The sequence below is a fragment of the Brevundimonas sp. GW821-FHT12C05 genome (assembly GCF_058807475.1).
Genome location: NZ_JBXAQS010000001.1, coordinates 820,741 through 847,193, shown reverse-complemented (window position 1 = coordinate 847,193; position 26,453 = coordinate 820,741). Strand labels below are relative to the sequence as shown.

Genomic DNA, 26,453 nt, shown 5'->3' with positions numbered 1-26,453 from the left:
GCCCTGACCTTAGCTTTGGGAGACCCGGTCGGCTACCGCGCCGCCCCCTACTTCAGCGGCAGGTGCAGCTCCGCCGCCGTGCCCAACTCCGGGTCCTCCAGCAGGAAGCGCTGGCAGTAGATGGGGAAGTCCCGCATCTCCTCGCCGCTGGCCGGCAGCCAGTCGCGATACAGGTACAACGCCGCGGGCTCCAGGTTGTGGGTGTCCCCGGTCACCCTCAGCACGGCGCAGCGCCCGCCGGGAATCTCGCCCTCCCGCACCCCCTCGCCCCGATCCACCACCGGCTGGTCGGGGCCGAGCCCGACGCACAGATCCATGCGGTAGTCGGCGGGGTTCGCCGGCCGTCGCTCGGTGTGCCAGATATTGAAGGTCGGGCTGGTCTGGGGCGACAGCCCGGCAGCTTTGCGCCAGGCGATGAAGCGCTGGATGGTGACCTCGAGGGTCTCCGGGTCGCCCCGGTGTTCGAACATCGCCACGCGGGTCGGGGCCACGTCGCGAATGGTGATCTGGTCGGGGGTGAAGGTCGTCGGCATGAGCTTGCTCCTGGCTGCGTTGAAAGGCCCGAAGGCCCGGAGCCACGGCTCCCAGTCGGGAGATTTCCGGAAACTGGACGGCGACTGCCGGAACCTCTGCCGAAAAGCGCGGGCGAAGGCGTCGGGCGTCTCGTAGCCGGCGTCCAGGGCGATGTCGGTCACGCTCGCGCCCTGCCCGTCGGCCAGCCGTTTCGAGGCCTGCCTGAGGCGGGCCAGCTGGACGTAGCGATGCAGGGACACCCCGAAGGTCGCCTTGAACTGCCGATGGAAATGGAATTTGGAAAACGCCGCGACGCCGCTCACCGCCTCCAGGTCCAGATCGCCGTCCAGATGCCGGTCGATGTGATCCAGCACCCTCTGCATCCGGGCATGATAGTGATCGAGCGCCGCCGTCATCGTCCTCATCCGTCGTGGCGATCCTAGCGTGCCGCGCGCGGCTGTCGCGCGCTCGACCGATCTTGCGGTTTGGAGGCCTACACCGCCGGCGTTCTCGGCCACGTCTCCAGCCCGCTCGGCGCTTGCGGCCTTTCGCGAGTCGGCTGAACAGGTCACCGTAAGATCACTTCCCCGGGGGCGCGAATGGCGATCAAGGACACGACGGGCGAGCCTGCCACGCAGGGCGCAATCGAAGCCTGGCGGCTTTGGACGGAACTCAAGGCCCATTTCCCCGCCTGGAGCCTGATCCCCTCCAGCTTCTACACCCCGGGTGCGTGGGGCTATCTGGGCGTTGATTTCATCAGCGGTTTCCGGCGCAATCCGTCGACGATCGCGGCCTTCAGGATCCTCGAAGAGGCCGACAACGCGACCTTCGACGCCGTGTCCGCCTTGGCGTCCCTCAATGCGCGGCGCCAGGAGCAGATGTTCCGCTCCGTGGTGATCGGCTATCTGACGGTGCCGATTTCCATCCTGGCCCTGCTGGCGGAACTGGCCGGCGACAGCGTCATGTCGTTCGCTCGCCAGCACGCCGGCGTGCTCATTCCCATCGCCATCGGGTCCGCGGCCGGACCGCTCTCCTTCGGCATGAGCCTGTGGCGGTCTCGCCAGATCCTCGGCGTCCTCGATCTCATCCGCATCGAGCGCGGCCAGGCGCCCTTCACCGCGCTCGAGCTGCGCGAGGAATAGGCCGCTCGGCCCGTCTCGCCGGCCTAGGCGCCGCGTGTCGCCTCGCTGAACACCCGAACGAAATTGCCGCCCACGATCTTGTCGACGTCGGCGGCGCCGTAACCCCTCCTCTCCAGGGCCCGGGCCAGCACCATCATTCGGTCCGGACCGTCCATGTCCGCGCAGGTCACATGGCCGTGCAGCGGCTCGGCTCCGGCCCTGCCCAGGTTTCTGGCCTGATAGTCGGCGAGCCGGGCGACCTTGGCGGCCTGAGGGCTGGAGTCGCCCATCGCCGGCTGGTCGCTGCCGAATCCCACGACGTCGATCCCGCCGACCTTCACCACATGGTCGATGTGATCCACCACATCCTCGACCGAGGAGGTGTCGCGATCCGTCAGCCAGCGGCTCATCATGAAGACGCCGAAGAAGCCGCCCTTGTCGGCCAGCGCCCGGATCGCTTCGTCCGTCTTGTTGCGCAGGCTGGAGTTCAGGGCGCGGCAGCCGGCGTGGGTGACGGCGATCGGCCCGGCGGACAGGCGAATGGCCTCGATGGTCGTCCGCTCGCTGCAATGGGACAGGTCGACCAGCCCCCCGAGGCGGGCCATGCCCTCCACCACCCCGGCGCCCAGCAATGACAGGCCGCCGTCCTGGGGCTCCATGAAGCCGTCGCCCGCGCCGGTCCTCTCGTTGTGGGTCAGCTGGAGAATTCTCAGCCCCGCAGCATGCATGGTCCTGAGGGCCTCCAGGTTCCGGTCGGAATAGGAAATGACCGACGGTCCCAGGATCGACGCGTCCTGGCACGCGATGATCACCCCCAGCTTGCCGGCATCCCGGGCGGCCTGAAAATCCGGTCCCTTGCGGATCAGACTCAATGCCGCGCCGTCCTCGGCCACACGGGTGTTCCACGCCGACAGGGCCGCCGTCGCCTCCGGGAGCGCGCGCGGAAAGATGGTCATGTCCAGGACCAGCGCATCCATGCCCGCGCCCAGGACTTCAGGGCCGTCCACCGATCCGGCCCCGCCGATCGCCAGCGCATCCACCACGAAGCGTCGCGACGTTCGGCTCTGCGCCTGCACGGGCGCGAGGTTGACCAGGGCCGCGCCCCCGAGAGAGCACGCCAGCAGTTCACGTCGGTTCATGTCGCGATCTCCCAAGCCCGGAGCTTGGCGGTGGTCGTCCGGGAACCACGAGTTAAATCGCCGTAACGTCGCCGGCGTCTTCGCACCGGCTCACCTCCCCGAACCTACGACTTGCTTCGGTTCAGCCCCAGGAGGCCGAAGCCCACGGCGAACCCAACGATCAGGCCGATCGCCATATTGTCGATGAGCGCGCCGAGGATGATTCCGCCGATGACGCACAAACCGAAATTCAGGCCCTTCTTCTGGGTCATCAAACACCTTCGGGGTGGGAGGAAGCCGCATGAACGGCGAGGCGGCCGCTCCGGTCAAGCTGGCGAACGGCGGCCCCTACGGCCTTGCCCCATCCATCATCGCGATCGCCTCGCGCACATAGTCCGCATGGGCCACGATCCCGATGCCCACCGTCTCGCCGCCGACCCGCATCTCCTGCACCAGCACCCCGGCGACGAAGGGGTGGTCCGGCGTCACCGTGCCCGGCAGCTTGCGCGCCGAGGGGGTCCAGAACACCGGCCCGCCCGAGTTCCCGGGGAAGACGTTGAAATCCAGCAGGAAGGTCGGGAAGGCCCGGATCGGCGTCAGCGGCCAACTGGCTACCCGCCCGGTCCTCAGGATCGGAAAGCCCGCCGTATTGGCCGAATACCCATGCGGATAGCCCAGGGTCATCAGCTCGTCGCCCGGCCCCACCTGCCAGGCGTCCAGCGCATAGGCGTTGGCCAGCCAGCCCAGCGGGATGGCGGCCTCGGCGAACTCGGGCGGGGCGGCTATGGCCATGACCGCGATGTCGCGCTCGGGGTGTTTGGTCCACAGGGGATCGCCATCGTCCTCGCGGATGCGCAGGGCCTGCGGCGCGAACCGCCAGCCGCCGTCGCTCGTCTCGACCCGCCAGCCGATCCGCGCCTGCGCCGCCGGCATCCCGTCCAGCACATGGGCGGCGGTGACCAGCACCGTGCGCGGCCGCCCCTGCGGATCCGGGGCGTTGATCAGGAAGGCCGTGCCGACCTTGCGCTCCGTGGCGTTGATCGGCTGATCCAGCTGCACCGTCGCCTTGATCAGGCCGACGGTCAGATCCCAGACCGGCGCGGCCTGCACCACCTCGGCGACGGGCGGATCCTGGACGGGTTCGGGCGGGACCTGAAGATCGAACATCGGCATACCGGGGCCACGAGCGTTTGTTCATTTGACGGCGCGGGGCCGGGACGCACAAGGTCCGCCGTCCATCCGGGGGAGACTTGAGATGAATCGCCGCGACCTGCTGACCACCGCCTCCGCCGCGCTCGCCGCGACCGCCCTCCCCGCCATGGCCCACGCCAAGCCCCCTACCGGAGCCTCGATGCCCAACGCGCCCGTCCCGCCCGTCGCCAAGAAGATCCCCGTCACCATCGAGCAGCTGGGCCGCACGCGGACCGACGACTATCAGTGGATGAAGGACGACAACTGGCAGCAGGTCCTGCGCGACCCGTCGCTGATCAAGGCCGACGTCAAGGAACACCTGACCGCCGAGAACGCCTATCGCGAGGCCATGATGCGCTCGACCGAGCCGCTCCAGCAGGAGCTGTTCGAGGAGATGAAGGGCCGCATCAAGGAGGACGACAGTTCCGTCCCGCTGCCCGACGGCCCGTGGGAGTACTACACCCGCTTCGAGGCGGGCCAGCAGCATCCCCTCTACTGCCGCCGTCCCAAGGGCCGCACGGACGGTGAAGTCGTCCTGCTCGACGCCAACGCCCTGGCCGAGGGCAAGGCCTATTCCTCGGTCGGCGAGACCGAACATAGCCGCGACCATCGGCTGTTCGCCTACGCCGAGGACGCGCAGGGCTCCGAGGTCTACCGCATCTTCATCAAGGACGTGGCCTCCGGCCAGTCCGTCGGCGAACCGATCGAAAGCGCCATGGGCGGCCTCGCCTTCTCGGCGGGCGGCGACTGGATCTTCTGGATCAACCGCGACGACAACGGCCGCTCGGACAAGATCCTCAAGCGCCGCGTCGCGGGCGGCGAGATCACCACCGTCTATGAAGAGCCGGACGACGGCATGTACATGGGTCTGCAGGTCAGCGCGGACTTCAAATACATCCTCATCACCTCGGCCAACGGCGAACAGTCCGAATGGCGCTACGTCCCCTCTGACCAGCCGGAAGCGACGCCGGTCCTGATCGAGGCGCGCCGCGAGGCCTTGCGGTATGACGCCGACCACTGGGGCGACCGCTGGGTCATCCGCACCGACGCCGACGGCGCCGTGGACTTCAAGATCGTCACCGCCCCCACCGACGCCCCGGGCCGCGCCAACTGGACCGACCTGGTGCCGTTCACCGCCGGCCGCCTGATCGAGTCGGTCGCCGCCTTCTCGGGCTATCTGGCCCGGGTCGAGCGCCACGAGGCCAACACCCGCATCGTCATCCGCACCCGCGCGGGCGAGGAGCACGCCATCGCCGTGGACGAGCCCGCCTATGTCCTGGGCCTGGGCGGGACCTACGAATACGACTCGCCGATGACGCGGTACGTCTACACCTCGCCGTCCACGCCCGCGCAGACCTTCGACTACAACATGGAGACGCGCGAGCGGACCCTGCGCAAGACGCAGGAGGTCCCGTCGGGCCACAACATCGCGGACTATGTCGTCGAGCGGCTGAACGCCCCCGCCTCCGACGGCGAACTGGTCCCGGTCACCATCCTGCGTCGGAAGTCGACGCCGGTGGACGGCTCGGCGCCGGTCCTGCTGTACGGCTACGGCTCCTACGGCATCCCGATGGGCGCCAGCTTCAGCACCAACCGGCTGTCGCTGGTCGACCGCGGCTTCATCTACGCCATCGCCCACATCCGGGGCGGCTCGGACAAGGGCTGGGGCTGGTTCCTGGCCGCGCGCCGGATGACCAAGAAGAACACCTTCACCGACTTCATCGCCGCCGCCGAACACCTGATCGACAAGAACTACGCCCGGGCCGGAAACATCGTCACCCACGGCGGCTCGGCCGGCGGCCTGCTGATGGGGGCGATCAACAACATGCGCCCTGACCTCTGGGCCGGGGTCATCGGCGACGTGCCCTTCGTCGACGTCATCAACACCATGTCCGACGTCAGCCTGCCGCTGACCCCCGGCGAATGGCCCGAGTGGGGCGACCCGATCACCGACCCGGCCGCCTACGACTACATGCTCAGCTACAGCCCCTACGATCAGGTCGAGCCCAAGGCCTATCCGGCCGTGCTGGCCACCGGCGGCCTGTCGGACCCGCGCGTCACCTATTGGGAGCCCGAGAAGTGGGTCGCCAAGCTGCGGCCCGCCACGACCTCGGGCAAGCCGGTCCTGCTCAAGATCAACATGACCGCCGGCCACTTCAGCTCGTCGGGCCGGTTCGACTATCTGAAGGACATCGCCGTGGTCTACGCCTTCGCCATCTGGTCGATCCAGAAGGGCTGGGAACAGGCCTGAGCCCGGCGAGCGAACCGATGAGCCCCGTCCTGCGCGACACCATCGCCGCCGACCTGCCGGCGATCACCGCCATCTATGCGGACGAGGTCCTGCACGGTACGGCGACGTTCGAACTGGTCCCGCCGGACGAGGCCGAGATGGCGTCCCGGCTGGCCGGGGTCCGGGCGTTGGACCTGCCGTGGCTGACGGCGGACCTGGACGGCGCGGTCGTCGGCTACGCCTACCTCTCCCCGTTCCGACTGCGCCCCGCCTACCGCTACTGCGTCGAGCTGTCGGTCTACCTCGCTCCCGAAGCGCGGGGCCGCGGGATCGGACGGGCGCTGATGCAGGCCCTGATCGACCAAGCGCGCGCCCTGGGCCTGCGGCATCTCGTCGGCGCCATCGGCGACAGCGCCAACACGGCCTCCATCGCCCTGCACAAGGCCGCCGGCTTCCGCGAGGCGGGGGTGTGGCGCGAGACGGGCTGGAAGTTCGAGCGCTGGATCGACGTGGTCCTGATGCAGCTGGACCTGACCCCGGATGGCCGCCCGCCCGAGGGCGAGGGCCTGCGGCTCTGAGGCGCGTCCTCAGTGCGGGGCGATGTCGTCCGGCGGGGTGGTCAGCCACGGCGCCAGGCGGAACCGGCGCGGGGTCTCGCCGACCGTGCGGTGCAGGATGAACTGGCGGGCGAAGTTCACCACGGCGCGGATGGTGTGCTCGTCGAACGGCTTGGACACCGCGCCCAGGGCGCCGGCGAAACCGTCCGGAATCTGTTCGGGATTGGCGGTCAGGAACACCACGGCCGTGCCGTACTCGCCGACGATTCGCTGGGCGATCTGCGGACCGGTGATGCCGTCCAGCAGGTTCACGTCGATCAGGGCCAGGTCCGGCCGCTCACGCTCGGCGATGGCGAACGCGCCCGCCTTGTCCATGGCGCAGCCCACGACGTCGCAACCCGACTCGCCCAACACGAGTTCGAGCTCCATCGCCAGCAACGCCTGGTCTTCCACGATCATGACCCGGAGATCTGGCAGGTCGGACACTCCACTCCCCCAACGCTAACCAGACCTGTTTACCACCACTGTGTCCGTTAGCGGACCGTCGAACGCGCGATTGGCTATTTGGTTCTGCGTGGGGTAAGAATTTCCGGCCTTTTCAATCGTTGGGGGAACGATGGCCGCGGCAGCGGAAGACCGAATCGTCGAGCTTCAGCGACGTTTGCTCGGCGGTTACCAGCTCTTGCAGACGCTGGCGGGGATTCGCTTACGCAGCGTCACCGACCCCGAGAGCATCCGCCACCTGACCTGGCTCAGCGACGTCACCGCCGCGATGGAGTTGATCAGCCGCCGCATGACCGCCGAAGGGCCGCTCGACTTCGCGGGCTATCTCGACGACGTCGCCGCCTTCTGGGGTCGGGCCTGCGAAGGCCGGGCCGTGCGGCTGGAGGTGCGTGGCCAGACCACCCTGCTGCCGGACAGCCATCTGCTGCCGATGGCGATCATCACCCACGAACTGCTCTCCAACGCCTGCCGTCACGCCTTCCCGGGTGACCGGCGCGGCTCCATCGCCGTCGCCTTCTCGCGTGCGGTCGGCGGGGTCAGCCTGGTGGTGCGCGATTCGGGCGTCGGCGCTGATGTCATCGAGCCCGGCGAAGGCCTGGCCCTGGTCCGCGGCCTGGTCGAACACCTGGGAGGCTCCATCGCCATCGAGACCGCCCCCGGCGCCGGCGTCGGCGTGCGCATTCGCCTGCCGCTCGAAACGGCGCTGGCCCACTAGGGCTCTCCCGCGGTCCTCTCCCTCCGTTCTCGGGCGATGGCGGCGCGGTTGCCGGCGGTCCACTCCCGGCGCGTGCGTCCCATGCGGGCGGCGGCCATGTCCGGCGCGGTCGGCACGCGGCGCTTCACCGTCGGCTTGATCCGGCCGTAGCGGCGGCGGGAGTAGGCGCGGGCGCAGTCCATGCAGTGGCGATAGTTCCGGGCCGCGTAGGACGCATGCCAGTTGCGCCCCTCCTGGAGGATGATCTCGCACTCCCGACATCTGAACATCGCCGCACACGCCCGCGCCTCGGGCGTCGACCGCCCCGTTTTCGTAACTGGAGAGCCGCACGCGCGGCGAGCCGGTCAGAGGAACGCGCCACGCTGTCGCGAGCGGTTCGTGGGAGGGCCTGTCAGAGGACGAGGCGGATGGCTGGGGAACTAGGACTCGAACCTAGAATGACGGTACCAAAAACCGTAGTGTTACCATTACACCATTCCCCAGCAGGTCCGGCGCAGCCCCGCCCGGAAGCGAGGAGGCGGTCGGATACGCCAAGGCCGCGCCGGACGCAATAGGTCTTTTCGAGCAATGGCATTGTGAGGCTTTCGGGGCCGTCCAGACTATTTTCCGCAAGGCCGTTTCGGCGCTTGCGGGGGGGAAAACCCGTCGCTATAAGCCCCCTCCTCAAGTCGGAGTGTGGCTCAGCCTGGTAGAGCACTGCGTTCGGGACGCAGGGGTCGGAGGTTCGAATCCTCTCACTCCGACCATTCTTTCAAGGGGGTCCCGAAGCCCCTGGAAGCAACGAACGAGCGCCCTTTCGGGCGCTCTTTTCGTTTCAGGCCTCCGCTTTGGACGCCACCTCGGCCAGGTGCGCGCCCACGCTTTCGATGGTGCGCTCGCCCAGGGCCTTGCGGCGGGCCAGCAGTTCGGGCGAGCCGGCGTCGTAGTCGGTCATCAGCTTCTTGACGAAGGCGCCGGACCGGACCTCGGCCAGCACCTCGTCCATGGCCGCCTTCGAGGCGTCGCCGATGATGCGCGGCCCGGTCAGATAGGCGCCGTACTCCGCCGTGTTGGAGATTCGCCCGAAGGCCCCGGCGATGCCCTTCTCGAACATCAGGTCGGTGACCAGCTTCAGCTCGTAGAAGCATTCGAACCACGCCACCTCGGGCGGATAGCCGGCGTTCACCAGCTTCATGAAGGCGCCGTCCACCAGTTCGGCCACGCCGCCGCACAACACCACCTGCTCGCCGAACAGGTCGCTCTCGCATTCGGCGGCGAAGGTGGTCTCCAGAATGCCCTTGCGGCCGCAGCCCAGCGCCGCCGCATAGGACAGGCCCAGGGCGTGCGCCCCGCCCGAAGCGTCCTGATGCACCCCGAACAGGCAGAAGACCCCCTCCCCGGCTTCGTACAGGTCGCGGATGCGCGGCCCGATGCCCTTGGGCGAGGCGAGGATGACGTCCAGATCCGGCCGAGGCTCCACGAGGCCGAAGCGGACCGACAGGCCGTGGGCGAAGATCAGCGCCGCCCCGGGCCGGATGTTGGGCTCCAGTTCGTCGCGCCACAGGTCGCGGTGGGCCTCGTCCGAGACCATGATGGCGACCACGTCCGCCCCCGCCGCCGCCTCGCCCGCCGTCAGGACGGTGAAGCCGTCGGCCTGCGCCTTCGCCCGGGTCGCCGACGTGGCCTTCAGGCCGATGACGATGTCGGCGACACCCGAGTCGCGCAGGTTCAGCGCGTGGGTCCGCCCCTGGCTGCCGTAGCCGATGACGGCGACGCGTTTGCTCTGGATGATGGAGAGATCGCAGTCCCGGTCATGGAACGCGGGCAGCGGCGAGACTATCTGTTGGGTCATGAGCGCACAGATAACCCCATCCGATGTCGTCGGCTTCTGGAAAGAGGCGGGCCCCGCCAAGTGGTTCGCCAAGGACGACGCCTTCGACGCCCTGTTCCGCCAGAGGTTCGAAAAGGCTCACTTCCAGGCGGCGCGGCGAGAGTTGGACCATTGGGCGGAAACGCCGGAGGTCTCGCTGGCGCTGATGATCCTGCTGGACCAGTTCCCGAGGAATGTGTTCCGCGGCACGGCGCACCAGTTCGCCACGGACCCGCTGGCGCGACATTTCGCGGAACAGGCGGTCTCGCGCGGCCATCATCTGGCGGTCGAGCCGGACCTGCGGAACTTCATCCTTCTACCGTTCGAACATTCGGAGCGGCTGGAGGACCAGGACCGCTATCTGGCCCTCATCGGTGATGATGAGGACCTGAAGAAGTGGGGCCACATCCACCGCGACATCATCGTCAGGTTCGGCCGCTTCCCGCACCGCAACGCCTGTCTGGGGCGGGAGACGACGGCGGAGGAGCAGCAGTTCCTGGATGAAGGCGGGTTCGGGGGCTGATTTCGGGAGGCCTTCTTCCCCTGCCGCGGCACGGCTGACCGACGATCTGGTCCATAACGGCGGCGTCTTGGATCGGGCCGAATAAGGAGTTAACTGTGAAGCTGGCCCATCGGGCCGTTTTTTGCGCGACACCAGGGGGGAATCGCCAATGACATCCAACACTCTCTTCCGCCACGCCGCTCGCGGCATAGCCTTGCTGTCCTGCGCCTTGGTGCTGACCGGCTGCCTGACGGCGAAGTCGTACGTCGATCCGACGCTGCCGCGCGTGGCCAGGGCCGACATCGCCGCGCCGGCGACGCCGCGCCCGGTCCAGGTCATGGTCGAGTTCCGCACCAAGGGCAGTCCCAACGCCGCCGCGACGGCCGAAGTGCAGCCTCGCGTCGTCGCGGTCGCCGCCGAGTCGGGCCTGTTCTCCGCGGTATCACGCGATCCTGCCGGCGCCGACGCCGGCCTGCTGACGGTTGTGATCAACAACGTCGCGGTCGATGGCGAGAACGCTGCGGCCGAGGGCTTCGGCGTCGGCCTGACGTTCGGCGCCGTCGGGACCATGGTCACCGACGCCTACGTCGGCACCGTGACCTACAGCCGCGCGGGGGAGACAACGACGGTCGACGTCCGCCACGCCCTCCACACGACGATCGGCAACAAGGCCGGTCCTGAAGGCCTGACGGCGCTGGCGCCTATGGAAGCGGTACACCAGGTGATCGACCAGATCGTGTGGAACGGCCTCGACCAGCTCGCCGAGAAACGGGCGTTCGAGTGATCCACCGCGCGATCCGCGCCGTCGTCGTGCTGGCGGCGCTATCGGCTCTGGCCGCCTGCGTGACCGCGCCGGCGCCGGCGTACCAACCCGGCATCGCCAACCTGCGGGCGCTGCACGTCAGCGCCACGCCGATCGGAGTGGACGATTTCGCGGCCGACGTCGGCGTCAACGACAGCAAGCTGGGCATACGCGCCGACGCGATGACCGGCGGCGGCGGCGACGGCGCCTTCAGCACCTATCTGCAGCAGGCGCTGGAGGCCGAACTGCGCAACGCCGGTCGGCTCGATCCCGCCGCCGGCCTGCGCCTGTCCGGAACGCTGACCAAGAACCACCTGGACGCCAATGACCTCAGCGTCGGTCGCGCCTCAATCGGCGCCCGCTTCGTGCTGACCCGCGGCGGCCGGATCGTCTATGACAAGGTGCACAGCGTCGATCACCAGTGGGAGTCATCGTTCCTCGGAGCGATCGCCAATCCGGCGGCGGTGCAGGGTTATGTCGCGACCGTGCAGAAGCTAACCGGCCAGTTGTTCACCGATCCGGCCTTCGTCGAAGCGACCCGTTGAAACGGACGGACGGGGGTCCGCTCCCGTCCGCTCCGCTGCGCCACAGGCGGCGTCCACAGCCAGCACGTCAAAGTGTCCACCGTGCGCGTTGGGGATTCGCGAATCAGCGTCCAACCTCCCGGACATGAACGCCGCCGTCGCCCTCGCTGATCTGGAATCCCGCACCGGCGCCATTCCGGCTGACCACCCCGAGTGGCAGTACCTGAACCTGCTGCGCGACATCCTGCAGAATGGGGCGCAGCGCGACGACCGGACGGGCACCGGGACGCTGGGCGTGTTCGGCCGCCAGATGCGCTTCGACCTGTCCAAGGGCTTCCCGGTCCTGACCACCAAGAAGCTGCACCTGCGCTCGATCATCGTCGAGCTGCTGTGGTTCCTGCGCGGCGAGACCAACATCGGCTGGCTGAAGGAAAACGGCGTCAGCATCTGGGACGAATGGGCCAACGCCGAGGGCGAGCTGGGGCCGGTCTACGGCAAGCAGTGGCGCTCGTGGTCCGCCCCGGACGGCCGGGTCATCGACCAGATCGAGAAGCTGGTCCACGGGCTGAAGACCAATCCCAACGGCCGCCGCCACATCGTCTCGGCCTGGAACCCCGCCGACGTCGACGACATGGCCCTGCCGCCCTGCCACTGCCTGTTCCAGTTCTTCGTGGCCGACGGCAAGCTGAGCTGCCAGCTGTACCAGCGCAGCGCCGACGTCTTCCTGGGCGTGCCGTTCAACATCGCCAGCTACGCCCTGCTGACCCTGATGATGGCGCAGGTCGTGGGCCTGGAGCCCGGTGAGTTCGTGCACACCTTCGGCGACGCGCACCTGTACCTGAACCACATCGAGCAGGCCGAGCTGCAGCTGAGCCGCCAGCCCCTGCCCCTGCCGACGATGACCATCACGCCGAGGGACGACCTGTTCGCCTATCGGCTCGAGGACTTCGTGCTGGACGGCTACCAGCCCTGGCCGCACATCAAGGCGCCGGTCGCGGTCTGACCGCGCGCCCAATCCCGTCCATCCGTTCGTAGCGTTCACGGAGGCCTCCGGTGCCCGCCCTTCTCCTCGCCTCGCTTCTGGCTCTCGCCGCTCCGGTTCAGGACCCGCCCGCCCTGCCGGACGGCCTGTTCGTCCCGATCACGCCCAGCGACACGATCGAGAGCGTGACCGTGGGGCCGATCTTCGAGGCCTATTTCCTGTGCAGCGAGCACAAGGCCGGGACCCTGACCGTCACCGGAGACGCCCTGGGCGCCGACTGTCAGGTCCAGAGCTGGACCGAGGGCGACGGTCCTATGTTCGCCAAGCCCTACCGCACCGACGGCGCGACCAATGAGGACTGGTACGGCTGGGGCGCCGATGTGATCTCGCCCTTCGACGGCGTGGTGCTGGGGCTTCATGCGAACCCTGTCGCCAATACGCCCGGCGAAATGGGTCAGCCGCCCGCGGGCATGGTCCTGATCCGGCGCGAGGACGGCGTCACAGTGCTGCTGGCTCACGTCGATGCGCCCGTGGTGCGCGAGGGCGAGACGGTCCGGCGCGGGCAGAAGGTCGGGGTGGTCGGCAACAACGGCATGAGCCGCAATCCCCACATCCATATCGGCGCCTATCGCGGCACGACGCCGCTGCAGATCCGCTGGGACCTGACGGCGGAGGTGCAGTGATGGACCTGAAGGGCCTGCAGGACTCCGTCCTGCGTATCTCGGACATCTATGCGCGCGAACACGGCATCGACCGTGACAAGGCGGCGTCAGGCGACTGGGCGCTGCTGAAGGTGCAGGAGGAACTGGGCGAGTTGGTCGCCGAGCATCTGCGCGTCACGGACCGAGCGCGCGGCGCGGCCGATCACGACAAGCTGGGCGACGAGGCTGCCGACGTGCTGGGCATGCTGCTCATCTACTGCCGGGCCGCGGACATCGACATCGAGGCGGCGATGCGGCGGAAGTGGCTGCACTGGCTGGAAAAGACGCCAGCGCAGCCCTGATCCGTCAGGCCGTCGCCGGCGCGATCATCTTCATGCGGCGCAGATCATCGACCAGCGAATGAACCTGCTCGTCCGGCTCGACCTTGATGGTGTTCTTGCCCATCCCCATCGAGATGGTGGCGCGGTAGGCGACGACCTGGCCCTGGGCCACCGTGACCGGAACGATCTCGCGCTTGTTCTGGGCGGCGGCCAGACCGACGAAACCAAAGCTCAGCGCATGGGCGCCGGGGTCGACCTCCACGGCCGTGAACTGGGGCGACTTCAGCTGGCCCAGCAGGCGCTCGTCCAGCAGCACCTCCATGCCCGCCGCCTTGCCGACGAAGCCCTGGCGATGAACGATGATCAGAGCCTTGCCGGGCGACGGTTTGAGCGCCAGCACCGCCGCCTTCTGTTCTTCCGACGCGGCGGGCCCCGCCTTGGTCCCCTGCAGATTGGCCATGATGTAGCCGGTGAACAGGCCCGCGAAGAGCGGCACATACCAGGCGGCGAAGCCATGAAAGCCGATCAGTCCCAGGAGAACGCCGACCACCACCGTGACAACGAGGCCGGTGACGATGGCGGGAAGGTATTTGCGCATGCGGATCTCGCACTGAGAGGGATGTGGGCTCCGTGAAGCGGATGAGAATCTTGACCGTTCCCCGGCGGCCGACATGGACATCGGACAGGTCGCGCGGGCTGGAGTCGAAGACCGGCGTTCCTGCAACCTAGCGTCACCTTGAGACTCGGCGCACCGTCGCGATCGACCCCGCGCAAGGCGGGGCCGTAGCAACGGGGAGGTTGCCATGGTGAAGAAGTTTTCGGCCGAGTTCGTCGGCACGATGGTTCTGGTGCTGTTCGGGTGCGGGGCGGCGGTGCTGGGCGGGTTCGACCACGTAGGCCAGCTGGGCATCGCCCTGGCGTTCGGGCTCGCGATCGTGGCCATGGCCTACGGCATCGGGCCGGTGTCGGGGTGCCATGTGAACCCCGCGGTCAGCCTGGCCGCCTTCGTGGCCGGGCGGATGTCGCTGAAGGACATGGGCCTGTACTGGGTCGCGCAATTCCTGGGCGCGGTCGCCGGCGCGGTGATCATCGGCCTGATCGCCAAAACCGGTTTCACCAGTCTGGGGGCCAACGGTTTCGACGCTGGGTCGCCGGGCGGCTACGGCCTGCAGGCGGCGCTGATCTTCGAGGTCGTGGCCACGGCCATCTTCGTGGTGGTGATCCTGGGCGTCACTGGCGACAAGGGTCACGGCGCCTTCGCGGGACTGGCTATCGGCCTCACCCTGGCGGTGATCCACATCGTCGGTATCCAGGTGACGGGCGTCTCGGTCAATCCGGCGCGCAGCTTCGGCCCGGCCGTGCTGCAGGGCGGCGAGGCCCTGACGCAGGTCTGGGCCTTCTTCGTCGGGCCGGCCATCGGCGCGGTGATCGGCGCCCTGCTGTTCCGCTTCAAGGTGCTGGAACCGGCCGCCTGATGGCGTAAGAACGGGCGGCGGCCGCACCGGCCGCCGCCTGTTTCGTTCGAGGTTCGCTTGCCCCTGCCCATCATCGCCCTCGTCGTGGCCCGCGGCTCCAACGGCGTGATCGGCCGCGACGGCGACCTGCCGTGGCGGCTGCGTAGCGACCTGCAGCGGTTCAAGGCCATCACCATCGGCAAGCCCTGCATCATGGGCCGCAAGACCTGGGAGAGCCTGCCGTTGCGGCCCCTGCCCGGTCGGCTGAACGTGATCCTGACCCGCGACGAGGGTTGGGGCGACGACGGTCAGGCCAAGGGCGCGCTGGTCTGTCGGACGCTGGACGAGGCCATCGAGATCGCCCGCGAGACGGCCCAGGACGACGGCGTCGACGAGCTGTGCGTGATCGGCGGCGCGGGCCTGTTCGAGGCTGCCCTGCCCCGCGCCAAACGCCTCTACATCACCGAGGTCGACGCCGCGCCCGACGGCGACGTCCTGTTCCCGGCCTTCGACGAGAGCCAGTGGACGGAGGTCACATCCGAGGCGCATCCTGCGGGCGAGAAGGACGACCACGCGTTCGTCTTCCGCACCCTTGAAAGGCGCTGACCCATGCTGATCGTGACCACCAACGACGCCCCGGGCTATCGGGTCGTGAAGACCATCGGCGCCGTGCGCGGCATCACCGTGCGCCGTCAGCGACATGGTCGGCGGCCTGCAGTCGATGCTGGGCGGCCGCGTCGGCGCCTATGTGAAGCTGGCCGAGACCTCGCGGGCCGAAGCCCTGTCAGAACTGATCCAGCACGCCGAGCAGATGGGCGCCAACGGCATCCTGGCCATGCGCTACGACGCCAACGAGATCATGCCGGGCATCACCGAGGTGCTGGCCTACGGCACCGCCGTGGTGATCGAGCCGGAGTGACGCGGGCTTAGCTGAGCGTCAGCATGGCCTGACGTTCGAAGTCCATCAGTTCGTCGTGACGGCCGTCGCGGATCTTCTCGACCCAGCGGGGATCGGCCAGCAGCGCGCGGCCGACGGCGACGAGGTCGAACTCCTCGCGTTCCAGCCGTTCGATCAGCCCGTCCAGCGAGGCCGGCTTCGACCCCGCGCCGCCGAAGGCCGCGATGAACTCCCCGTCCAGCCCGACCGAGCCGACGGTGATGGTCGGCAGGCCGGTGACCTTCTTGGTCCAGCCGGCGAAATTCAGGTCCGAGCCTTCGAACTCCGGCTCCCAGAAGCGGCGCTGCGAACAGTGGAAGACATCCACCCCCGCCTCGGCCAGCGGCGACAGCCATTGCTCCAGCTCCGCCGGATCATGGGCGTTCTTGGCGTCATAGGCGCCGCCCTTCCATTGCGACAGGCGCAGGATCAGGGGCAGGTCGGGGCCAACGCCCTCGCGCACCGCCTTGACCACCTCGGCGCCGAAGCGCGAGCGCTCGCCGATGGTGGCCCCGCCCCACTGGTCGGTGCGGACGTTCAGGACGTTCCAGAAGAACTGGTCGATCAGATAGCTGTGGGCGCCGTGGATCTCGACCGCGTCGAAGCCGAGCTCTCGCGCGGCGCGGGCCGACCGGCCGAAGGCGGCGATGGTGTCGGCGATGTCCTCGTCGGTCATGGCCTCGTATTTCGGCTTGCCCAGGCCGGCCAGACCCGAAGGGCTGTCGACCTTGCCCAGCGGTTCCCACTCGGCGCCCTGCCCCCTGGCCGCGCCGACGTGCCAGATCTGCGGCGCGATCAAACCGCCGACGGCGTGGACCTCCTCGACGACCTTCTTCCATTCCGGCAGGGCCTCGCCGTGGAAGACCGGGACGGCGGCGTCGTTGCGGGCGGCGGGGCGTTCGACCACCGTGCCCTCGGTGACGATCAGGCCCACCCCGCCCTCGGCGCGGCGGCGATAGTAACCGGGCACGCCCTCGGACGGGACGCCGTTCGGCGAGAAGGAGCGGGTCATCGGCGCCATGACGATGCGGTTGGGCAGCGTCAGCCCCTTGATGGTGAAGGAACGGAACAGGGCGTCGACGGACATGGATCGGCTCTCGGGGAGACTGGAACCGGCAGGGTGGCGAATAAAGTTTCTTTTGGAAACCCTCAGAGCCCGAGTTTTTCACTCACCGCTTTCGCGACCTCTGCGAACCGCCGCGCCACCTCGCCTTCCGGATCGGTCAGCACGATCGGCGCTCCGGCGTCGCCGCCTGTACGCACGGCGGCGTCCAGCGGCACGTCGCCCAGGAAGGGTACGCCGAGGCGGGCGGCCTCGGCTTCGCCTCCGCCGCGCCCGAAGACGTCGCCGCTCATGTTTTCGATCAGGCCCAGGGTCGGAACGTTGACCTTCTGGAACAAGGCGTGGGCGCGGCGGGCGTCGGCCAGCGCCACCTCCTGCGGGGTGGTCACGATGACGGCCCCGTCCAGCGGCGTCTTCTGGATCAGGGTCAGCTGGATGTCGCCGGTGCCCGGCGGCAAGTCGACGACGAGGATGTCGAGCGGCGCCTCTTCCGTGCCCCAGCGGGTCTGGGTCAGCATCTGCGTCAGGGCCTGGGAGGCCATGGGGCCGCGCCAGACCATGGCGTCCTCGGCCTTGGTCAGCAGGCCGACCGACATGGCCTTCAGGCCCTGGGCGAGATGCGGCTGCATCATGCCGTCGACGTATTCCGGCTTGCCCGAGAGGCCGAGCATGGTCGGGATCGACGGGCCATGGACGTCGGCGTCCAGCAGGCCGACGGAGAGACCGCGCGCGGCTAGGGCGGCGGCCAGGTTGACCGAAACGGTGGACTTGCCGACCCCGCCCTTGCCGGAGGCGACGGCCAGGACGCGGCGGACGTGAGCCGGTCGATCCGTGGGGACCGGAGCCTTGGCGCGGGTCTGGTCGACGGCCTGGGGCGAGAGGGAGGCGGTGCGCACGGGCCGGGTCGCGGCGACGGCCTCGGCGGTCAGGACGACCGAGACGCGGGTCATGCCGGGCAGCGCCTTCAGGGCGGCCTCGGCGGCGTCGCGGACCGGGGCGTACAGCCGGGTGTCGCCCGCCGGGACCTCCATGACAAAGCCCGCGCGGTCCTCGGCGACGGTCAGTCCCTGCACCAGTCCGGCGGCCATCAGTCCCTGCCCCGACTTCGGGTCGAGGATGGCGTCGAGGGCGGCGATGACGGCGGCTTTGTCGGGCAAGGTGAAAGGTCCAGCGGGTTGCGGCTGCGGGGCCTGCGTTCTATCGCCGGACGACCCGCCCCGCGAGCCTCGAATTGTCCCACCCCTCCATCACTCTGATCGCCGGCCCCACCGCCTCGGGCAAGTCCGGGTTGGCGCTGGAGACCGCCGCGCGCACCGGGGCCGCGATCGTCAACGCCGACAGCCAGCAGCTCTACGCCGACCTGCGGGTGTTGAGCGCCCGGCCGTCCGAGGCCGACGAGGCGCAGGCGGAGCACCGGCTGTACGGCGTGGCTGACGCCGCCGAGGCCTGGTCCGTGGGCCGCTGGAGCCGGGCGGTCCTGTCGGTGCTGGCGGAGCTGGCGGATGCGGGCCGCCCAGCCCTGCTGGTCGGCGGCACAGGGCTGTATTTCACGGCCCTGACCAAGGGGTTGGCGGATATTCCCGACATCCCGCTGGAGGCGCGCGACGCCGCCGGAGAGGCGTTCGACGCCGAGGGCGAGGCCGCCTTCCGCCGTCGCCTGGCCGGACGGGATTCGCAGGCCGAGGCCCGCATCGAGAGCGGTGACCGACAGCGCCTGACCCGCGCCATGGCGGTGGTCGAGCACACCGGCAGGGCGCTCAGCGACTGGACCGCCGACACCACGCCCCTGCTGGCGCCCGGATCATGGACGGGGACGGTGGTCGAGCCGGATCGCGCGACGCTCTACGCCCACTGCGACCTGCGGGTCGGCCACATGGTCGAACAGGGCGCACTGGACGAGGTGCGGGCGTTGGTCGCGCGCGGCCTGTCGTCAGACCTGCCCGCCATGAAGGCCGTCGGGGTGCGCGAGTTCGCGGCGCATCTGACTGGCGAGACGACGCTGGAGGCTGCCATCGAGGCGACCCGGCAGGCCACGCGCAACTACGCCAAGCGCCAGTTGACCTGGTTCCGGAACCAGACGCCGGGGTGGACACGAATTCGACCCTGACGGCCTTCCCCGGCAACCAGCGTTCCGCCATGGTGGCGCCAGACCGACGGGGGGAAGTCCGATGATCCGCAAGACCGCGGCGACCATGATCATGGCTGGAACGATGGCCGCCGCCGGGGCGCAGGCCCAGACTCCGGCAGCGGAAAAGGCGCCCGCCGAAATACACCCGTATATCGGCATCGTCGCCTACGCGCCGGCGCTGCGGCCCGGAGGAACTTCCCTGACCGATCGGGAGGAGCCCGGCCTGCTGCGGCGAGCGATGCCGGATGGCGACATCCGTGACTGGATCGCCGAGACCGACCCGGTCGTGGAGCGTCTGAGGACGCCCGGCGCCCCGCGGGCGAACCCCGGGCTGCTGTTCGAGATCGGCGCCGACGGACGCGTGACCGGCTGCCGGATCGAAAACGGTGGAAATGATCCCTATTCGCCGGGGCTCTGCGAGCGGATGAGCGACCGGATGCGCTTTCGGCCTGCCCTGAATCTGGCGGGTGAGCGCGTCGCGGATCAGTATTTCTCCTACATCTGGTTCGCCCAGAGCGACCAGGCGCCCACCCGTGTCGTCAATCACCGAAGCCTGTCGCCCTCCCCGCCTCCTCCTCTGCCCCCCAGCGGCTGGCCGCTGTACTGGGGCTCGACCGACGTGGCGGTCACCGGCCTGGACCTGCTACCGGGCGGCGGGTCCGCGCCGGAGGCGGCGAGCGAGCCGTGGGCGGGCGTGATGCTGACACGACAGGACGACGGCCGGCTGACCTGCCACATCGCCGGATCGTCCGGCGACGGCCGCCTGAACGCCGACGCCTGCCGGGCGGCGCAACGGGCGCGCTACACCTTCCCAGGCGGCGTCCGTAACCGGGCGACGTTGCATTTCATCAGATCGGGCCGACGGGTCCTGGCGATCCTTCCGAAGCATGAGGAACCGACCCGGCCGGTCGTCACGGCCGAGGGCGCCGCCGCGATACGGGCCGGACTTCCGACGGAAGGCGATCCCGCCGCGCTCAGGCTACGGCTGGAGATCGATATGACGGGGCGAGCGACCCAGTGCCTTGTCATGGCCTCGTCCGGCATGGACGCGACCGATGTGGCCGCCTGCCGCCTGGCGCTGGACGGAACGCGATTTAATCCCGCCGAGGATGTGTTCGGCCGGCCCCGCGCGAGCGCGCTCTACAGCTGGTCGCCGGTTGCAGGGGCGGTTCTGCGCTAAGGTCGGCCCGGTCGCCGGCATCCTTATCGCTCTTGGAACCGCAAGCTCTTGAGCCTATATTCCCCCTGTTCGGTTTCGGCCGGACTATGGCGATAAACGTGCCTGTAATAAGCGGACCGGACCCGGGTGCGATTCCCGGCGGCTCCACCATTCTCTCCCGGTTATCAGCGGGTTAGTGCGGGGCCGACTAGCATCGACGGACGTGTAAAGAGGATTGCTTTCGCTCGTCCTGACCCACCGTATCGGGTCATTTTCTAACTGCGAACGATAACTTCGCTGGGGAATACGCCGTCGCCGCGTAATGCGGTTCCGGTAATTCCGAACTAAGTCCTCAGGGTTCAGATCCTGGGGCGGGGCCTGTCGGGAGCCTGGCAACAGAATCCCGGCGCTTATCCCCATCGAGATCGTTGAAAGTAGCGCCTTCGCGACGCGGTCGCCGCTTAACCCAGATTCCGGCTTTCGTCCGTGCTCCGGCGCGGTTAAACCCGGTGCCGAACAGCTGAGGCGCCCGATGGCCGAAGAGACGCCCCCCGTCGACGACATGCACTACGAGCAGCTCGCGCAGGACGCCCTGCGCGGCGTGATCCGCTCTGCGCTCGAGCGCGCGGCGCTGCCGGACGGCATTCCCGGCGCCCACCACTTCTATATCACCTTCAAGACCCGGGCCCCCGGCGTCAGCGTGCCCCCCGACATCCTCGCCAAATACCCGGACGAGATGACGGTGGTGCTCCAGCATCAGTACTGGGACCTGAAGGTCGAACCGACGAAATTCTCGGTCATGCTGAAGTTCGGCGGCATGCCCAAGGTGTTGGCCATGCCCTATGTGGCGGTCACCCGCTTCTACGACCCGTCCGTCCAGTTTCTGCTCCAGTTCGAGCCTCCCGCGACGATCGACGAGATCGCCGCCGAGGTGGCCTCCGCGCAGGTCGACGACGCGCCGGTGCCGCCGCTGGGCGGCGACGACGCGCCCAAGGTCGTTTCGCTGGATCAATTCCGCAAGAAGTGACCCCTTCCCCTCTCCGCCTCATCCGCTAACTTCGGCGGACTGGAACAGCGAGGGTTGCGCATGCTTCGGGGTTTGATCGTTCTGCTGTCCGGGCTGCTCATGCTCGCCGGACCGGCGGCCGCGCAAGCGCCCAGCCGCTTCGAGGGCTGGACCTCGGCGATTATCCAGGCCGACTGGCGCGATGGACGCGGCACGCCGATCGAGGCCTTCGACAACGCCCGGCGCGACCTGATCCGCGGCTTTCTCGACGCCGGTTTCAGCCGCGCCGACATGGTCGACTACTCGCTGCGCACCGACAGCCCGGCGACGGTGGTCACCGGCCTGCGCGAGGCCGCGGCGAAGACGACCCGCGGCTGCCTGATCTATTTCACCTCGCACGGCGCGCCCGACGGCATGGTGTTCGGCGACGCGCCCCGCATGGCGCCGGACATGATGGCCAATATGGTGCGCAACAGCTGCGGCGCGCGGCCGACCGTGGTGATCGTCTCGGCCTGCTATTCCGGCATCTTCGTCAACGCCCTGCAGGCGCCGAACCGGATGGTGCTGACCGCGGCTCGGCGCGACCGGCCCTCGTTCGGCTGCGGCGCCGATGAGCGCTATCCGTGGTTCGACGGCTGCGTGCTGGAAAGCCTGCCGGCCGCCACCGACTTCCTCTCGCTGGCCTCCGCGACCCGCGCCTGCGTCAGCCGCAAGGAGCAGGAGGCGAAGGTCGATCACCCTTCCGAGCCGCAGCTGTTCGTCGGGGCGGACATGCAGATGCGGCTGCCGACGCTGCGCTTCAACCGACCGGTCGGATGAGCCTCACCACGGACAGCGAAGGCTGGTCGGCCGGCGCCTGTCACTGCGGCGCGGTGCGATTCCGCGTGCGGCTGAGCGAAGGGCTGGCGAGTGCGCGGCGATGTGACTGCTCGTTCTGCAGGATGCGCGGCGCGGTCGCCCTCACCGCCGGCCTCGGTGGCCTGGAGGTGCTCGAGGGCGAAGACGTCCTGACCGAGTATCGGTTCAACACCGGGACGGCGCGGCACTATTTCTGTTCGATCTGCGGCATCTACACTCACCATCGCCGGCGTTCGAACCCGAACGAGTATGGCGTGAACGCCGCCTGCCTCGGCGTCAGTCCATTTGAGTTCGCCGAGATCCGGTCAACGACGGCGTTCATCATCCCAGCGATGGCGGAAACGCGAACGGGATCGTGGGCGTGTTGAGATTCGAACCGGCGTCGGACTAGGCCCTCGGAAACACCCGGATCGTGATGCGCTCGCGCTCGCCTTCGTGGCGTTCGACCAGCAGGCGGGCGACCTGGCTGTCGTCGTGGAACAGATAGCCCTTGATGGCGTCCAGCAGCGCCTTGGCCAGGTTGTCCAGGTCCATCCACGGCGGGTCGCCGACGTGCTCCATGGCGATCTCGACGACGTAGTCGCCCCAGGACGGACGCGAGGTCCACTCCTTGCGCATGAACTCATAGACCAGCGGCTTGTAGTATTTGGCCTGGGTGGTCAGGCCCTCGACGGTGATCTCGACCACGCCGTCCAGTTCACGCGCCCGAACCTTGCCGGTCCCGATCCAGCCGGCGGTCACGGGCGGCACTGCGCCGGGACTTCGCCCTCGATGCGGGCCGAGCGGATGACGACTGGCGGGGTCAGCTGTTCCTCGCCGTTCGCCGCGGACATCTGGATGCGGCGCGCCACGTCCAGTCCCTCGACCAGATGACCGAAGGCGGCGAAGCCCTGGCCGTCCGGATTGCGCCCGCCGCCGAAGTCGAGCGCGGGCGTGTCCTGCGTCACGATGAAGAAGCTGGACGTCGCGGTGTCCGGCCCGTCGCGGGCCATGGAGACGACGCCGGCGACGTGGCGCAGGCCGGTGTCGCGGGTGCGCTCCAGAGGGATGGGCGGGCGCGAATCGTCGTCCGAACCGCGTGGGGTGGCGGCCTGGATGACGTCGATCGGATGGGGATTGGCGTTGGTCTGGCGCACCACGGTGCGGAAGAAGCTTCCCTCGTCGTAGTCGCCGTCGGTGACGTAGGCGAGGAAGTTGCAGGTCGACAGCGGCGCCTTGTCGAGGTCGAGCGCCAGCACCATCCGCCCGGCGTCGGTTTCGAGCACGACCCGCGGCTGTTCCGCGCCGGTCGCCGTGGTCGCGCAGGCCGCGAGCGCCAACATGCCCATGACCGTCGCCATCCTGTTCCGCATCACCGACCTCCTCCGCCTTGTCCGCGCGCGTGCTCGTGCTACACCGCCGCGCATCCTCCCGCCACGCCTGAAGAGCCCCTCCGCCATGACCCACCGCATCGAAACCGACACCTTCGGCCCGATCGAGGTTCAGTCTGATCGGTATTGGGGCGCGCAGGCCGAGCGGTCGCTGGGGAACTTCAAGATCGGCTGGGAGAAGCAGCCGCTGCCGATCGTCCGCGCCCTGGGCATCGTTAAGCGCGCCGCCGCCGAGACCAACATGGCGCTGGGCAAGCTGGACCCGGCCATCGGCAAGGCCATCGTCGACGCCGCCAACGAGGTCATCGACGGCAAGCTGAACGATCACTTCCCGCTGGTCGTCTGGCAGACGGGCTCGGGCACCCAGTCGAACATGAACGCCAACGAGGTGATCTCGAACCGCGCCATCGAGATGCTGGGCGGCGAGATGGGCTCCAAAAAGCCCGTTCATCCCAACGACCACGTCAACATGAGCCAGTCGTCGAACGACACCTATCCGACGGCTATGCACGTGGCCTGCGCGGAACAGGTGGTGCGTGACCTGATCCCGGCGCTGAAACACCTGCACACGGCCCTGAAGGCCAAGTCGGACGCCTGGCAGGGCATCATCAAGATCGGCCGCACCCACACCCAGGACGCCACCCCGCTGACGTTGGGCCAGGAGTTCGGCGGCTACACCCAGCAGGTCGCCAACGGCATCGAACGGATCGAGCAGACCCTGCCCAAGCTGATGGAGCTGGCCCAGGGCGGCACCGCCGTCGGCACCGGCCTGAACGCCCCCGTCGACTTCGCTGAAAAGGTCGCCGAGCAAATCGCCGGCATCACCGGCCTGCCCTTCGTCACCGCCCCGAACAAGTTCGAGGCCCTGGCCGCCCACGACGCCATGGTCTTCAGCCACGGCGCGATCAACACGGTCGCCGCGTCGCTGTTCAAGATCGCCAACGACATCCGCTTCCTGGGCTCCGGTCCGCGTTCGGGCCTGGGCGAACTGGCCCTGCCGGAGAACGAGCCGGGCTCTTCGATCATGCCGGGCAAGGTCAACCCGACCCAGTGCGAGGCCCTGACGCAGGTCTGCGTCCAGGTGTTCGGCAACCACGCCGCCGTCACCTTCGCCGGCTCGCAGGGGCATTTCGAGCTGAACGTCTTCAATCCGGTGATGGCCTACAACTTCCTGCAGTCCGTGCGCCTGATGGCCGATGCGGCGATCAGCTTCACCGACAACTGCGTGGTCGGGATCGAGCCGCGCGAGGACAACATCAAGCGGGGTCTCGAGAACTCGCTGATGCTGGTCACGGCACTGAACGGCAAGCTGGGCTACGACATCTGCGCCAAGATCGCCAAGACGGCGCACAAGAACGGCACCACCCTGCGCGAGGAAACGGTCGGCGGCGGCTATCTGACGAACGAGGAGTTCGACCAGTACGTCCGTCCCGAGAAGATGATCTCGCCGGGCTGATGGATCGGGAAGCTTTCGAGCGCGACGGAGCCCTGCACGCCGGACGGCGGCTGGATGATGACGCGCTCGACGCTCTTCGCGGACTGGCGGACGCTCGCGTCGGATCGCGACCGGGCGCCCGCCTCGCGAACGAGCCGTCTCTGGATCGGCTGCTCGCAATCGACGGCTCCATCGGCGAGGTCGCGGCGGCCCTGACCTCGACCGCGGCCCGGCCGGTCCGGGCCGTGATGTTCGACAAGACGCCCGACGCGAACTGGAGCGTGGCCTGGCATCAGGATCGCACCCTGCCCGTTCGCGCACGGGTCGAGGTCGACGGCTTCGGCCCCTGGTCGACCAAGGACGGCCTGTTGCATGTCGCGCCGCCGTTCGAGGTGCTGGCCTGCATGATCACCCTACGGGTCCATCTCGATGCGGTGGACGCCGACAATGCGCCGCTGCGGATCGCGCTCGAATCCCACCGGCTGGGACGCGTGGCGGCGCTGGATGCGGAACGACGGGCCGGTCAAGCGACCCAGAGGACCTGCCTGGCCGCAGCCGGCGACATCTGGGCTTACCGCACCCCCATCCTGCACGCCTCAGACCCCTCCGCGCGGCCAGGACGGCGGCGCGTGCTCCAGGTCGACTATGCGGACTTCGACCTGCCCGGCGGACTGGAATGGAGCGGAACGGCATGACCGCCCTGGACCGCCCCTACTGGATCGAGGCGCGGCTGGAGCGGCGCGAGGGCTGGGACGACGGCGTCTATCCGTTCAACCTGCCCGCGGTGAGAGCCACGGACGTGTTGACCTTCCATCCGCGGGTGACCTTCCTGATCGGTGAGAACGGATCAGGCAAGTCGACCCTGGTCGAGGCGCTGGCCGTGGCCTGGGGTTTCAACGCCGAGGGCGGTTCAAAGAATTTCGGCTTCAGCACGCGCGGATCGCATTCCCCGCTGCACCGGTTCGTCCGCCCCGTCCGACAGGCGGCGCGACCGACCGACGGCTATTTCCTGCGCGCGGAGAGCTATTTCAACGTCGCGACGGAGATCGAACGGTTGGATAGTGAGCCGGCTCCTGCGCCCCGGATCATCGATTCACATGGCGGCGTATCGCTTCACGAACAGTCGCATGGCGAGAGCTTCTTCGCCCTGTTCGAACACCGATTTCGTGGCAACGGCCTGTACATCATGGACGAGCCCGAAGCGGCGCTCTCGCCGTCACGGCAGTTGTCGTTCCTGGCCCGGCTGCATCAGCTGGTTCAGGACGGGTCGCAGTTCATCATCGCCACCCATTCGCCGATCCTGCTCGGCTATCCGGACGCGTGGATCTACCAGGCCTCCGCGCACGGCCTGGACCGCGTCGAGTACGAGGACACCGAGCCCTACACGGTCACCAAGGGCTTCCTGAACCGGCGGGAGACTTATCTGGACGTGCTGCTGACGGAAGACTGACCC

Annotated in this window: 33 protein-coding genes, 2 tRNA genes and 1 other RNA gene; 23 read left to right on the top strand and 13 right to left on the bottom strand. The window is 68.5% G+C overall.

Translation table 11 applies throughout. From position 1 onward, the window contains the following. Positions 1 to 47: 47 nt before the first annotated feature. The gene (locus AC1RRF_RS04025; protein WP_492833031.1) at positions 48 to 938 is read right to left on the bottom strand and encodes an AraC family transcriptional regulator; all 891 of its coding nucleotides are present in this window, start codon (positions 936 to 938) and stop codon (positions 48 to 50) included. A gap of 174 nt (positions 939 to 1,112) precedes the next feature. Here AC1RRF_RS04025 and AC1RRF_RS04020 point away from each other — a divergent pair, with 174 nt between their 5' ends. After that, positions 1,113 to 1,655, top strand: coding sequence for a hypothetical protein (locus tag AC1RRF_RS04020; RefSeq protein WP_492833029.1), 543 nt, complete (start codon positions 1,113 to 1,115; stop codon positions 1,653 to 1,655). 23 nt (positions 1,656 to 1,678) lie between these two features. Here AC1RRF_RS04020 and AC1RRF_RS04015 read toward each other — a convergent pair whose 3' ends face one another. The 3 genes from AC1RRF_RS04015 to AC1RRF_RS04005 all read right to left on the bottom strand — a co-directional run bounded on the left by AC1RRF_RS04015 (position 1,679) and on the right by AC1RRF_RS04005 (position 3,919). Then, a complete protein-coding gene (locus AC1RRF_RS04015) occupies positions 1,679 to 2,773 on the bottom strand; it encodes a dipeptidase (RefSeq protein ID WP_492833027.1) in 1,095 nt (364 codons plus the stop codon). A 104-nt stretch (positions 2,774 to 2,877) separates the two neighbouring features. Next, positions 2,878 to 3,024 carry a hypothetical protein gene (locus tag AC1RRF_RS04010; RefSeq protein ID WP_492833025.1) on the bottom strand — a complete coding sequence of 49 codons (147 nt, stop codon included), beginning with the start codon at positions 3,022 to 3,024 and terminating at the stop codon, positions 2,878 to 2,880. A 76-nt stretch (positions 3,025 to 3,100) separates the two neighbouring features. Further along, on the bottom strand, positions 3,101 to 3,919 hold the full coding sequence (locus tag AC1RRF_RS04005) for a trypsin-like serine peptidase (RefSeq protein ID WP_492833023.1): 819 nt from the start codon (positions 3,917 to 3,919) through the stop codon (positions 3,101 to 3,103). An 88-nt stretch (positions 3,920 to 4,007) separates the two neighbouring features. On the opposite strand from AC1RRF_RS04005, the gene AC1RRF_RS04000 reads away from it, so the two are divergent. Both AC1RRF_RS04000 and AC1RRF_RS03995 read left to right on the top strand, forming a co-directional pair. Next, positions 4,008 to 6,194: a S9 family peptidase gene (locus AC1RRF_RS04000; RefSeq protein WP_492833021.1), complete on the top strand. Its 2,187-nt coding sequence runs from the start codon at positions 4,008 to 4,010 to the stop codon at positions 6,192 to 6,194. A 17-nt stretch (positions 6,195 to 6,211) separates the two neighbouring features. After that, positions 6,212 to 6,751, top strand: coding sequence for a GNAT family N-acetyltransferase (locus tag AC1RRF_RS03995; protein ID WP_492833019.1), 540 nt, complete (start codon positions 6,212 to 6,214; stop codon positions 6,749 to 6,751). A gap of 9 nt (positions 6,752 to 6,760) precedes the next feature. Here the strand turns inward: AC1RRF_RS03995 and AC1RRF_RS03990 are convergent, their stop codons facing one another. Then, positions 6,761 to 7,216: a response regulator gene (locus AC1RRF_RS03990; protein ID WP_492833017.1), complete on the bottom strand. Its 456-nt coding sequence runs from the start codon at positions 7,214 to 7,216 to the stop codon at positions 6,761 to 6,763. Between the two features lie 130 nt (positions 7,217 to 7,346). On the opposite strand from AC1RRF_RS03990, the gene AC1RRF_RS03985 reads away from it, so the two are divergent. Continuing rightward, the gene (locus AC1RRF_RS03985; RefSeq protein WP_492833015.1) at positions 7,347 to 7,949 is read left to right on the top strand and encodes a sensor histidine kinase; all 603 of its coding nucleotides are present in this window, start codon (positions 7,347 to 7,349) and stop codon (positions 7,947 to 7,949) included. Here the strand turns inward: AC1RRF_RS03985 and AC1RRF_RS03980 are convergent. Both AC1RRF_RS03980 and AC1RRF_RS03975 read right to left on the bottom strand, forming a co-directional pair. Continuing rightward, the gene (locus AC1RRF_RS03980) at positions 7,946 to 8,218 is read right to left on the bottom strand and encodes a hypothetical protein (protein ID WP_492833013.1); all 273 of its coding nucleotides are present in this window, start codon (positions 8,216 to 8,218) and stop codon (positions 7,946 to 7,948) included. The two genes, AC1RRF_RS03985 and AC1RRF_RS03980, sit on opposite strands and share 4 nt — an antisense overlap. Before the next feature lie 139 nt (positions 8,219 to 8,357). Then, positions 8,358 to 8,431 (bottom strand) — tRNA-Gln (locus tag AC1RRF_RS03975). A 187-nt stretch (positions 8,432 to 8,618) separates the two neighbouring features. Here AC1RRF_RS03975 and AC1RRF_RS03970 point away from each other — a divergent pair. After that, positions 8,619 to 8,695 (top strand) — tRNA-Pro (locus AC1RRF_RS03970). Positions 8,696 to 8,763: 68 nt separating this feature from the next. Here the strand turns inward: AC1RRF_RS03970 and ilvC are convergent. After that, the gene (gene ilvC, locus AC1RRF_RS03965; protein WP_492833011.1) at positions 8,764 to 9,780 is read right to left on the bottom strand and encodes a ketol-acid reductoisomerase; all 1,017 of its coding nucleotides are present in this window, start codon (positions 9,778 to 9,780) and stop codon (positions 8,764 to 8,766) included. Here ilvC and AC1RRF_RS03960 point away from each other — a divergent pair. The 6 genes from AC1RRF_RS03960 to AC1RRF_RS03935 all read left to right on the top strand — a co-directional run bounded on the left by AC1RRF_RS03960 (position 9,779) and on the right by AC1RRF_RS03935 (position 13,611). After that, positions 9,779 to 10,321 (top strand): DUF924 family protein, encoded by a 543-nt coding sequence (locus AC1RRF_RS03960; RefSeq protein WP_492833009.1) that lies wholly within the window; start codon positions 9,779 to 9,781, stop codon positions 10,319 to 10,321. The two genes, ilvC and AC1RRF_RS03960, sit on opposite strands and share 2 nt — an antisense overlap. A gap of 148 nt (positions 10,322 to 10,469) precedes the next feature. Further along, entirely contained in the window at positions 10,470 to 11,084 is a 615-nt protein-coding gene (locus AC1RRF_RS03955) for a hypothetical protein (protein WP_492833007.1), read from the top strand. Continuing rightward, the gene (locus AC1RRF_RS03950) at positions 11,081 to 11,647 is read left to right on the top strand and encodes a hypothetical protein (RefSeq protein WP_492833005.1); all 567 of its coding nucleotides are present in this window, start codon (positions 11,081 to 11,083) and stop codon (positions 11,645 to 11,647) included. The genes AC1RRF_RS03955 and AC1RRF_RS03950 overlap by 4 nt, the downstream gene beginning before the upstream one ends. A 124-nt stretch (positions 11,648 to 11,771) precedes the next feature. After that, positions 11,772 to 12,629 carry a thymidylate synthase gene (locus AC1RRF_RS03945; protein ID WP_492833003.1) on the top strand — a complete coding sequence of 286 codons (858 nt, stop codon included), beginning with the start codon at positions 11,772 to 11,774 and terminating at the stop codon, positions 12,627 to 12,629. 50 nt (positions 12,630 to 12,679) lie between these two features. Next, positions 12,680 to 13,291, top strand: coding sequence for a peptidoglycan DD-metalloendopeptidase family protein (locus tag AC1RRF_RS03940; RefSeq protein WP_492833002.1), 612 nt, complete (start codon positions 12,680 to 12,682; stop codon positions 13,289 to 13,291). Further along, positions 13,291 to 13,611 carry a nucleoside triphosphate pyrophosphohydrolase family protein gene (locus AC1RRF_RS03935; RefSeq protein ID WP_492833000.1) on the top strand — a complete coding sequence of 107 codons (321 nt, stop codon included), beginning with the start codon at positions 13,291 to 13,293 and terminating at the stop codon, positions 13,609 to 13,611. The genes AC1RRF_RS03940 and AC1RRF_RS03935 overlap by 1 nt, the downstream gene beginning before the upstream one ends. A 4-nt stretch (positions 13,612 to 13,615) precedes the next feature. On the opposite strand, the gene AC1RRF_RS03930 is transcribed toward AC1RRF_RS03935, so the two are convergent. After that, complete coding sequence (locus AC1RRF_RS03930) at positions 13,616 to 14,188, bottom strand: hypothetical protein (protein ID WP_492832999.1); 573 nt, start codon at positions 14,186 to 14,188, stop codon at positions 13,616 to 13,618. Positions 14,189 to 14,393: 205 nt separating this feature from the next. On the opposite strand from AC1RRF_RS03930, the gene AC1RRF_RS03925 reads away from it, so the two are divergent. The 3 genes from AC1RRF_RS03925 to AC1RRF_RS03915 all read left to right on the top strand — a co-directional run bounded on the left by AC1RRF_RS03925 (position 14,394) and on the right by AC1RRF_RS03915 (position 15,963). Continuing rightward, on the top strand, positions 14,394 to 15,065 hold the full coding sequence (locus tag AC1RRF_RS03925; RefSeq protein ID WP_492832997.1) for an aquaporin: 672 nt from the start codon (positions 14,394 to 14,396) through the stop codon (positions 15,063 to 15,065). 57 nt (positions 15,066 to 15,122) lie between these two features. Then, positions 15,123 to 15,650 (top strand): dihydrofolate reductase, encoded by a 528-nt coding sequence (locus AC1RRF_RS03920; RefSeq protein ID WP_492832996.1) that lies wholly within the window; start codon positions 15,123 to 15,125, stop codon positions 15,648 to 15,650. Between the two features lie 94 nt (positions 15,651 to 15,744). Further along, positions 15,745 to 15,963, top strand: coding sequence for a YbjQ family protein (locus tag AC1RRF_RS03915; RefSeq protein ID WP_492832994.1), 219 nt, complete (start codon positions 15,745 to 15,747; stop codon positions 15,961 to 15,963). Positions 15,964 to 15,970: 7 nt separating this feature from the next. Here the strand turns inward: AC1RRF_RS03915 and AC1RRF_RS03910 are convergent, their stop codons facing one another. Continuing rightward, a complete protein-coding gene (locus AC1RRF_RS03910) occupies positions 15,971 to 17,068 on the bottom strand; it encodes an NADH:flavin oxidoreductase (RefSeq protein WP_492832992.1) in 1,098 nt (365 codons plus the stop codon). A gap of 62 nt (positions 17,069 to 17,130) precedes the next feature. Then, positions 17,131 to 18,201, bottom strand: a complete 1,071-nt coding sequence (locus AC1RRF_RS03905; RefSeq protein WP_492832990.1) for an Mrp/NBP35 family ATP-binding protein — start codon at positions 18,199 to 18,201, stop codon at positions 17,131 to 17,133. A gap of 74 nt (positions 18,202 to 18,275) precedes the next feature. Here AC1RRF_RS03905 and miaA point away from each other — a divergent pair, with 74 nt between their 5' ends. The 6 genes from miaA (at position 18,276) to AC1RRF_RS03875 (ending at position 22,563) form a co-directional block, all read left to right on the top strand. Beyond that, positions 18,276 to 19,151, top strand: coding sequence for a tRNA (adenosine(37)-N6)-dimethylallyltransferase MiaA (gene miaA / locus AC1RRF_RS03900; protein WP_492832988.1), 876 nt, complete (start codon positions 18,276 to 18,278; stop codon positions 19,149 to 19,151). Between the two features lie 61 nt (positions 19,152 to 19,212). Beyond that, positions 19,213 to 20,352, top strand: a complete 1,140-nt coding sequence (locus AC1RRF_RS03895) for a hypothetical protein (RefSeq protein ID WP_492832986.1) — start codon at positions 19,213 to 19,215, stop codon at positions 20,350 to 20,352. A gap of 28 nt (positions 20,353 to 20,380) precedes the next feature. Beyond that, positions 20,381 to 20,742: a transfer-messenger RNA gene (ssrA, locus tag AC1RRF_RS03890) on the top strand. A 121-nt stretch (positions 20,743 to 20,863) separates the two neighbouring features. Then, complete coding sequence (locus AC1RRF_RS03885) at positions 20,864 to 21,358, top strand: SspB family protein (protein WP_492832984.1); 495 nt, start codon at positions 20,864 to 20,866, stop codon at positions 21,356 to 21,358. 60 nt (positions 21,359 to 21,418) lie between these two features. After that, a complete protein-coding gene (locus tag AC1RRF_RS03880) occupies positions 21,419 to 22,156 on the top strand; it encodes a C13 family peptidase (protein ID WP_492832982.1) in 738 nt (245 codons plus the stop codon). Further along, a complete protein-coding gene (locus AC1RRF_RS03875) occupies positions 22,153 to 22,563 on the top strand; it encodes a GFA family protein (protein ID WP_492832980.1) in 411 nt (136 codons plus the stop codon). The genes AC1RRF_RS03880 and AC1RRF_RS03875 overlap by 4 nt, the downstream gene beginning before the upstream one ends. A 19-nt stretch (positions 22,564 to 22,582) precedes the next feature. Here AC1RRF_RS03875 and AC1RRF_RS03870 read toward each other — a convergent pair whose 3' ends face one another. Together AC1RRF_RS03870 and AC1RRF_RS03865 are read right to left on the bottom strand one after the other, a co-directional pair. Next, on the bottom strand, positions 22,583 to 22,936 hold the full coding sequence (locus AC1RRF_RS03870) for a RusA family crossover junction endodeoxyribonuclease (RefSeq protein WP_492834137.1): 354 nt from the start codon (positions 22,934 to 22,936) through the stop codon (positions 22,583 to 22,585). After that, the gene (locus AC1RRF_RS03865; RefSeq protein WP_492832978.1) at positions 22,933 to 23,547 is read right to left on the bottom strand and encodes a peptidylprolyl isomerase; all 615 of its coding nucleotides are present in this window, start codon (positions 23,545 to 23,547) and stop codon (positions 22,933 to 22,935) included. The genes AC1RRF_RS03870 and AC1RRF_RS03865 overlap by 4 nt, the downstream gene beginning before the upstream one ends. An 85-nt stretch (positions 23,548 to 23,632) precedes the next feature. Here AC1RRF_RS03865 and fumC point away from each other — a divergent pair, with 85 nt between their 5' ends. The 3 genes from fumC to AC1RRF_RS03850 are packed head-to-tail and all read left to right on the top strand — an operon-like array spanning position 23,633 to position 26,450. After that, complete coding sequence (gene fumC / locus AC1RRF_RS03860; protein WP_492832976.1) at positions 23,633 to 25,021, top strand: class II fumarate hydratase; 1,389 nt, start codon at positions 23,633 to 23,635, stop codon at positions 25,019 to 25,021. Further along, entirely contained in the window at positions 25,021 to 25,695 is a 675-nt protein-coding gene (locus tag AC1RRF_RS03855) for a phytanoyl-CoA dioxygenase family protein (RefSeq protein WP_492832974.1), read from the top strand. The genes fumC and AC1RRF_RS03855 overlap by 1 nt, the downstream gene beginning before the upstream one ends. Next, positions 25,692 to 26,450: an AAA family ATPase gene (locus AC1RRF_RS03850; protein WP_492832972.1), complete on the top strand. Its 759-nt coding sequence runs from the start codon at positions 25,692 to 25,694 to the stop codon at positions 26,448 to 26,450. Before AC1RRF_RS03855 ends, AC1RRF_RS03850 begins: the two co-directional genes overlap by 4 nt. Positions 26,451 to 26,453: the final 3 nt, after the last annotated feature.